The organism is Faecalibacterium prausnitzii, from assembly GCF_003324185.1.
Lineage (GTDB): Bacteria > Bacillota > Clostridia > Oscillospirales > Ruminococcaceae > Faecalibacterium > Faecalibacterium prausnitzii.
In genome coordinates, this window is the sequence record NZ_PXUP01000039.1 from 1 (window position 1) to 8,012 (window position 8,012).

The following is an 8,012-nucleotide window of genomic DNA, read 5'->3' on the forward strand; positions in this document are numbered from 1 at the left end:
AACGGCAGGAAGCCTATGCAGCCCGCGTCAAGTACGATGCGGCTCTCCATGATCTTTCTTCCGTTGATGCCGACTTGGAGCAGATTCAAAATAGACTGGAATGGCTGTCCGATTGCGAAAGGCAGTATCAAGCTGCTCTTTCCGAAAAAATCAAAAGCATCAAAGCATCTGCCCACCCTGCCGCACAGCAGGTTGCAGAAAGCGAAAGCCGCATTGCCGCGCTGAAAGTCCAAAAACGGGAGCTGCTGGAAGCCATCAACGCCGGAAAGACCGCCCTGCATACGGTCAATGAAGTTCTGGAAACCCTCGACAATGCCGAGGGCTGGAGTACATGGGACGTAATGGGCGGCGGTTTGATGGCCGATCTTGCCAAGTATGAGGAACTGGACGATGCACAGGAACAAATCGAACAGCTCCAAGTGGAACTGCGGCGGTTCAAAACTGAACTTTCCGATGTTGAAATCACCGCAGACCTTCAGGTTACGGTGGACAGCTTTTTGAAATTTGCGGATTTCTTCTTTGACGGCCTCTTTGCAGACTGGGCAGTTCTGGATCACATCAATCAGGCACAGAGCAGGGTGGAAAACACCAAGGGCCAGATCAAGCGTGTCCTCGCACTTCTGAAAAAGATGCGCGAAGATGTTGATGTCCAAATCGCTGACGAAAAAGAGAAGCAGGAGCAGCTTGCAGTGGAAACCGAGCTGTAAGTTTGAAGAGTCCGCTTATGTGATATGACTCGATAAAACCGAATTTACAGGAGGTGTTTCGATGAAAACAAGAAGGTTTGCCTTATGTCTGGCAGCGGTTTTTCTGGTGGCGATTTATATCAATATTCAGAGAAGCCATACTTTCACCCTTTCAAACGATGAAGGCAACATAAAGACAGAACAAATACAGCCACTATGGGGAACTGTAAAAGTGAGCGGTGATTGTGATACTGAGGTGGTCTTTACCGATGTAGAGACTGGAGAAAAATACAGAATCGGATATATTACACAGGGCGTAACGGAAAGAATCAAACTCGAAAGAGGCAAATGGTATAAGGTGGCGGGCGGAGGCAACCTTACACTGAATCCGGTAAACATTCGAGTCGAATAAATGTAAGTTCCTTGCGGGCAGCTATGAAAGCTGAAGCTGAGAAGAGAGTTTTGAATATTCACATATGAAGGAGTACAGTTCTATGAATTACGGATGGGCAACTGTTTTCACTTTAGCGGCATGGTTTGCAGGGCTTGTGATTGATGTAAATGTGCGGGTCGGCGACCTCGGTTTACGAACCGTGCTTCCCGTCATCGTGATGGGGTGCTGCGTTATGAAGTACATAAAGGGCAATAGCAAATAATCTTATCTCGATACACTTTCCGGCGGGCGACCACAAAAAGGTTGCCCGCTATTTTTATACCCTGAAAACTAAAGAAGGAGGCCAAAATGCCAAGCAAAACCGAAGAATATCTCGCCCTTGCCCAGCAAACGGCAAAAGAATTGACCCGGTATTGGGAAAACTGGACGGACTACCTGACCACTGCATCCCGGCTGTACAAGTACAGTTTTGCAGACCAGTTGATGATCTACGCCCAGCGGCCTGATGCCACCGCCTGCGCCAGCTTCGACATCTGGAACAATCGCATGAACCGCTATGTCCGGCGCGGCTCCAAGGGCATCGCACTGTTAGACCAGTCCAGCAGTGTGCCGCGTCTGCACTATGTCTTTGATGTGAGCGACACCGGAGTGCGCCGCAATTCCCGTGACCCGGAGGTGTGGCAGTACAACGATGACCTGAAAAAGCCGGTTTCAGAAATGCTCGCCGCTACCTACGGCATCAGCGGAGAGCGTGTCAGCCAGCAGCTTGCGGATGTTGCCGGGAAACTGGTGGCGGATTACTGGGACAACAACAGCGAGGACATCAGCGCCATCGTTGACGGTTCGCTGCTGATGGATTATGATGAAGCCGGGGTGGAGATGCAGTTCAAGTCTGCCGCCGCCATTAGCGTCACCTACACGCTGCTGGAACGCTGTGGATTTGAGCCGGATGGCTATTTTGACAAAGACAGTTTTCAGGCCATCTACGATTTTTCTACCCCGGACACTGTCTACACACTCGGTGCCGCAGTCAGCGACATCAGCCGCGAAGTCCTGCGCACCGTCGAGCGGGCAGTCAAAACGACCATCCGCCGCCGAAACAATGAAAGGAGCCAGCATGAATATGAGCAGCAATCTGAACTACACGCAGACCGGGGATTATCTTCTCCCGAACCTGACTCTGCATCAGCCGAAGAACCCGCTGGGCAAGTACGGCAGGATGCGCCTGAACTTTCTGAAACAGCAGCACCCGGTTCTGTACCACACGATGCTCCTGAACGGGAGCCTGTACCCGACCCTGACCGAACTGGAGCAGACCGCAGCAGCGATGAAGAAGCAACTGATGGCCGATCTGCTGGCGAAGAACCCGGCCCCGGACAAGGAGAAGAATCAGATGGCGTGGGTACAGCACATGAACAGCCTACAGGAGCAGGTCGAGGAAGTGATTCGGACGGAACTGATCTACAGCTAAGTTTTCTGGATGCCGTCATCCCCACCGAAGCCCAGCAAATTGAACATATCGACCGAGCGGAGAGCGAAAAATCGCCCTCCGCTTTTGTTTTGTCGCAGGCTGAAATCGAAAACGAATTGCGTAAGCACGGTTCGGGATTTATGGGCGGCAAGCAGCGCATTATGGCACTGTACCAGACCCAGACTGACCGCAACCTCCGCGCCAAAGCGTTGGCAAAGGAGTATGGCGTTGGTGGGCACTCCCACGATTTTCTGGACGGAAGCCGGGGGTTTGTGAACCACGACTGGAAGGGACTGGAATTTGACCATTATCCCGACCACCAGAAAATCACCTTAAAATGGGCACAGGTGGAACAGTATATCGACTTGATGATCCAGTCTGACCGCTACCTGACCGATAAGGAAAAAGAGCATCGTGCCGCCGTGCAGGAAGCGGAACGACAGCTCCCAATGCTGGATGGTGATGCCGCTGCCGAATACAATGCTCTGAAAGAGCAGTACCCCAATACCCTGATTGGCTTTGAACTGGGCGGATACTTTCTGTTCTATGACAAAGATGCAATCACTGTAAAGGAAGTTTTTCGTTCTAATTTGCTGTCACAGGAAAATGCGCTGGGAAAAGTCAAAGTGACCGGCTTTTTGCGCAGAGAGTGGGTAGCAAAATCGCAGAAGCTGTGGGCCGAGGGCAACAGCATCTATCTAGCCGGACAGGGCGGAGATGGTACCCACCATCAGACAAAATATCTGCGAGAGGAAGATTATCTGCCGATCGGCATCATCATCAAGCTAGATGGCCGGGATTTCCGTGTGGATCACGTCAACTTCATGTTCAAATCCGTCAGCTTGCAGGACATGGACTTGACCAACAGCGGACAGCCCATCTTCCGGGTTGAACGGTTGCCCAATATCCGGGAACTGTATGAACAGCAGCAGGATGAAATTATTGACGTTTCTCCTGAAAAGGCTGTTGATTACAAGGTCGGTGACGAAGTTGTTGTTGACCTTCCCACCCGAACCATCGAAGGCAAAATCGGCTATGTAGGCGAAATGGATGTTCGCATCGACACCAGCGCGCATGGGCAGTCGTGGGATAACGAGGTACTCAACAAGCAGCAATTCGAGGACGGTCTGCGGCGGGATGAACCTACACCTGATGAGGAACTGGACAAGTTGCCTATCTCTGTGGAGGTCAATGGCGAGTGGCAGACCTTTCCGGATGCTGCTGCCGCAGACGAAGCCCTGAACGCTGAACCGATGCCGGAAGCCGCAGGAAATTTTCACATCACGGATGATAATTTTGGTGTCGGAGGCCCCAAGCAGAAATTCGCCCGCAATATTGAAGCCATCCAGACCTTGCGCACTTTGGAGCAGGAGCATCGCGGTGCCACCGCCGAGGAGCAGCAGGTGCTTTCGCAGTATGTAGGCTGGGGCGGTCTTGCAGATGTCTTTGACCCCAACAAGGAAAACTGGTCTGCCGAGTACACCCAACTGAAAGGGTTGCTCACCGAAGAGGAGTATGCCGCCGCCCGCGCTTCCACTCTGAATGCCCACTATACCTCTCCGGTGGTAATTCGCGCCATCTATGATGCTGTGGAAAAGATGGGCTTCCAGTCTGGAAATATCTTGGAGCCTTCCATGGGTATTGGCAACTTTTTCGGTATGCTGCCCTCTGGCATGGCTGACAGCCGTCTGTATGGTGTGGAACTGGATTCCATCACCGGACGCATCGCCCAAAAACTATATCCACAGGCCGACATTACGGTTGCTGGCTTTGAAACCACCGACCGCCGAGATTTTTACGACCTTGCCGTAGGTAATGTCCCTTTCGGTCAGTACAAAGTCAACGACAAAGCGTACAACAAACTGGGTTTTTCTATCCACAACTACTTTTTCGCCAAGACTATCGACCAGATCCGACCGGGCGGCGTGATTGCTTTCGTGACCAGCCGTTTCACGATGGACAGCAAAGACAGCAGTGCCCGCAAGTACATGGCGGAACGTGCTGATTTGCTGGGAGCCATCCGCTTACCCAACAACGCTTTTAAGGCAAATGCAAGCACCGAGGTTGTTTCGGATATCCTCTTTTTGCAGAAGCGTGACCGCCCTGCAGACATCGAACCTGCATGGGTGCAGCTGGGGCAGACCGAAGATGGCTTCAATATCAATCAGTATTTTGTAGACCATCCGGAAATGGTGCTGGGAAATTTGGAACTAGAAAGCACCCAGTACGGCCATGACCTGACCGTTGCACCAATCGAAGATGCAAACCTTGCAGACCAGCTTACCGAAGCGGTGCAGCACATCGAGGGCCAGTTCACTGCGGTGGAGATTGCCGCTCCGGACGTTGCCGATGCGGAAGTGCAGCGCAAAACGCTGCCCGCAGACCCGACTGTGAAGAATTTCAGCTATACTGTGGTGGATGGTGAAATCTACTACCGCGAGAACTCCATCATGACACAGATTGAACTGTCCGACAACGCCAAAGGCCGTGTGGCTGGCATGGTGGAACTGCGGCAGATCGTCAACGAGTTGATCGACCAGCAGTTGAATGACTTCCCGGACGAGGATATCAAGGCATCGCAGGCAAAGCTGAATTATGCCTACGATGCGTTTACTGCAAAATACGGTCTGATCAACGACAAGAAAAATGCCCGCCTGTTCGATGATGACAGCTCCTATTATCTGCTCTGCTCGCTGGAGAATCTGGACGAGAATAAAAATCTCAAATCTAAGGCAGATATGTTCACCAAGCGGACGATTCGCCCAGAACGTATTGTCACCAGCGTGGATACCCCCAGCGAAGCACTGGCAGTGTCCATCGGGGAGCATGGCAAAGTAGACCTGCCTTATATGGCAGAACTGCTGGGCACTCCCGGTAACTATGAGCGCATCACCACCGAATTGTCCGGCGTGATTTTCAAAGACCCTGCTGCGGATGCTGACGACCCGGAAGCCGGCTGGCAAACAGCGGACGAATACCTTTCGGGTAATGTGCGCGATAAACTACGGATGGCACAACTTGCTGCAGAAAGCCGCTCGGAGTTCAAGGGCAATGTGGACGCACTGACTAAGGCGCAGCCCAAAGATTTGGAAGCTTCTGAAATTGATGTGCGTTTGGGTGCCACTTGGCTTGACCCCTCTATTGTGCAGCAGTTCATGATGGAAACTTTTCAGCCGCCCTATCGTATCCGCTACAACAATGCCATCACCGTTCGCTACTCCCCTTACACTTCCGAATGGCGAATCAGCAATAAATCTGCTACTGGCTTTGGTGACATTATGGCCACCGAAACCTACGGTACCCGCAGGGCCAATGCTTACAAGATTTTGGAAGACACCTTGAATTTGCGTGATAGCCGCGTTTATGATACCATCGAGGAGGATGGCAAGGAAAAACGTGTGCTGAACCAGAATGAAACCACCCTCGCTCAGCAGAAACAGCAGGCCATCAAGGATGCTTTTGCTAGCTGGGTCTGGAAAGACCCGCAGCGGCGCAATCTGCTGGTGAAAAAGTACAATGAGCTTTTTAACAGCACCCGGCCCCGTGAGTATGACGGAAGTCATATTCATTTTGTGGGCATGAACCCGGAGATCAATTTGCGAGAGCATCAGCGCAATGCGGTTGCCCATGTGCTGTATGGGTACAACACCCTTTTGGCGCACGAAGTCGGTGCCGGCAAGAGTTTTGAGATGGCGGCTTCCGCTATGGAACTGAAACGTCTGGGCTTGTGCCAGAAAAGTCTTTTTGTCGTGCCAAACCATTTGACGGAACAATGGGCCAGCGAATTTTTACGCCTGTACCCCAATGCAAAGCTGCTGGTCACCAGCAAAAAAGATTTTGAACCCGGTAATCGCAAAAAATTCTGTGCGAGAATTGCGACCGGTGATTATGATGCGGTTATCATCGGACACAGCCAGTTTGAAAAGATACCCTTGTCCGCAGAACGACAGGAGCGTCTGATTCAGGAACAGATGGATGAAATCGAGGAGGCCATCGAAGAAGCGAAAGCGCAGGTTGGCGAGCATTTCACGGTAAAGCAGCTGGAAAAGCTGCGCAAGTCTTTGAAACAGAAATTGGAAAAGCTGCAAGGCACAGACCGTAAAGATGATGTGGTTACGTTTGAACAATTGGGCGTAGACAGGTTGTTTGTGGATGAGAGCCAAGCGTTTAAGAACCTCTACTTGTACACGAAAATGCGTAATGTTGCAGGTTTGAGTACGAGCGAGGCGCAAAAATCCAGCGATATGTTCGGCAAGTGCCGCTATTTGGACGAGATCACCGGAGGACGTGGCGTGATTTTTGCAACAGGTACGCCCCTGAGCAACAGCATGACCGAGATGTATACCCTGATGCGTTATCTTCAGTACAACACCTTACAGCAGAAAGGGTTGACCCATTTTGACGCATGGGCATCGACTTTTGGCGAAACTACTACCGCCATCGAACTTGCCCCAGAAGGCACCGGCTACCGTGCACGCACTCGTTTTGCGAAGTTCTTCAATTTGCCTGAACTGATGGCGATGTTCAAAGAAGCAGCAGATATCAAGACCAGCGACCAGCTTCATCTCCCGGTGCCTGATGCAAAATTTGAGACGGTGGTGGTCAAACCTTCGGAAATCCAACAGGATATGGTGCAGGCGTTGAGCGAACGTGCAGCCGAAGTCCACAGCGGTTCTGTTGACCCCTCTGTGGATAATATGTTGAAAATCACGTCGGATGGCCGCAAAATCGGTCTTGACCAGCGGTTGATGAATTCCGCTCTGCCCGATGACCCCAACAGCAAGCTGAACGCCTGCGTCAACAACGTCCTGCGCATCTGGAACGACACCAAGGAGCAGAAGCTGACCCAGCTGATTTTCTGCGATATGTCTACTCCAAAGGGCGACGGTTCGTTCAACGTCTATGATGATATCCGCTCCAAGCTGCTCAATGCTGGTGTGCCCGAACAGGAGATCGAGTTCATCCACAACGCAGATACGGAGAACAAGAAAGCAGAACTTTTCTCCAAGGTACGCAGCGGACAGGTGCGTGTGTTGCTGGGCAGCACTGCAAAGATGGGAGCTGGCACCAACGTCCAGACGCTGCTCGTAGCGGTGCATCATCTGGATGTAGGCTGGCGTCCGTCTGATATGACCCAGCGCAACGGTAGAATTATCAGGCAGGGCAATAAAAACAAGCAGGTTTACGTCTATAATTACGTCACGGAATCGACATTTGACGCCTACCTCTATCAGACCCTTGAGAATAAACAGAAGTTTATCTCGCAGATCATGACGAGCAAATCGCCTATGCGATCTTGCGATGATATTGACGAACAGGCTTTATCTTACGCAGAAATCAAGGCTCTGTGTGCAGGCGACCCTCGCATCCGGGAAAAGATGGACTTGGACGTGCAGGTAGCAAAATTGAAGGTGCTGCGCGGAGACTTCCAGAATCAGAAATATCGTCTGGAGGATAAGCT

At 51.6% G+C, this 8,012-nt stretch carries 6 protein-coding genes; 5 read left to right on the forward strand and 1 reads right to left on the reverse strand.

What is annotated here, in order from left to right; genetic code table 11:
* The 3 genes from C7J97_RS14225 to C7J97_RS15095 all read left to right on the forward strand — a co-directional run.
* On the forward strand, positions 1-707 hold a 707-nt coding region (locus tag C7J97_RS14225; RefSeq protein ID WP_113993345.1), incomplete at its 5' end, for a coiled-coil domain-containing protein.
* A 61-nt stretch (positions 708-768) separates the two neighbouring features.
* Entirely contained in the window at positions 769-1,098 is a 330-nt protein-coding gene (locus C7J97_RS14230) for a hypothetical protein (RefSeq protein WP_113993346.1), read from the forward strand.
* Positions 1,099-1,180: 82 nt separating this feature from the next.
* Positions 1,181-1,342 carry a hypothetical protein gene (locus C7J97_RS15095; RefSeq protein ID WP_170126684.1) on the forward strand — a complete coding sequence of 54 codons (162 nt, stop codon included), beginning with the start codon at positions 1,181-1,183 and terminating at the stop codon, positions 1,340-1,342.
* Positions 1,343-1,791: 449 nt separating this feature from the next.
* Here C7J97_RS15095 and C7J97_RS15100 read toward each other — a convergent pair whose 3' ends face one another.
* The gene (locus tag C7J97_RS15100; RefSeq protein WP_170126685.1) at positions 1,792-2,199 is read right to left on the reverse strand and encodes a hypothetical protein; all 408 of its coding nucleotides are present in this window, start codon (positions 2,197-2,199) and stop codon (positions 1,792-1,794) included.
* Between C7J97_RS15100 and C7J97_RS14240 the strand changes: the two genes are divergently transcribed.
* Entirely contained in the window at positions 2,198-2,551 is a 354-nt protein-coding gene (locus C7J97_RS14240) for a TnpV protein (RefSeq protein WP_097784872.1), read from the forward strand. The two genes, C7J97_RS15100 and C7J97_RS14240, sit on opposite strands and share 2 nt — an antisense overlap.
* 449 nt (positions 2,552-3,000) lie before the next feature.
* On the forward strand, positions 3,001-8,012 hold a 5,012-nt coding region (locus C7J97_RS14250), incomplete at its 3' end, for a DEAD/DEAH box helicase family protein (RefSeq protein WP_479723711.1).

What these genes read in the sequence shown, in the direction of transcription:
- C7J97_RS15100 (WP_170126685.1), bottom strand. Translation starts at nt 2,199, where the DNA reads ATGCTGGCTCCTTTCATTGTTTCGGCGGCGGATGGTCGTTTTGACTGC.
- C7J97_RS15095 (WP_170126684.1), top strand. Translation starts at nt 1,181, where the DNA reads ATGAATTACGGATGGGCAACTGTTTTCACTTTAGCGGCATGGTTTGCA.
- C7J97_RS14230 (WP_113993346.1), top strand. Translation starts at nt 769, where the DNA reads ATGAAAACAAGAAGGTTTGCCTTATGTCTGGCAGCGGTTTTTCTGGTG.
- C7J97_RS14240 (WP_097784872.1), top strand. Translation starts at nt 2,198, where the DNA reads ATGAATATGAGCAGCAATCTGAACTACACGCAGACCGGGGATTATCTT.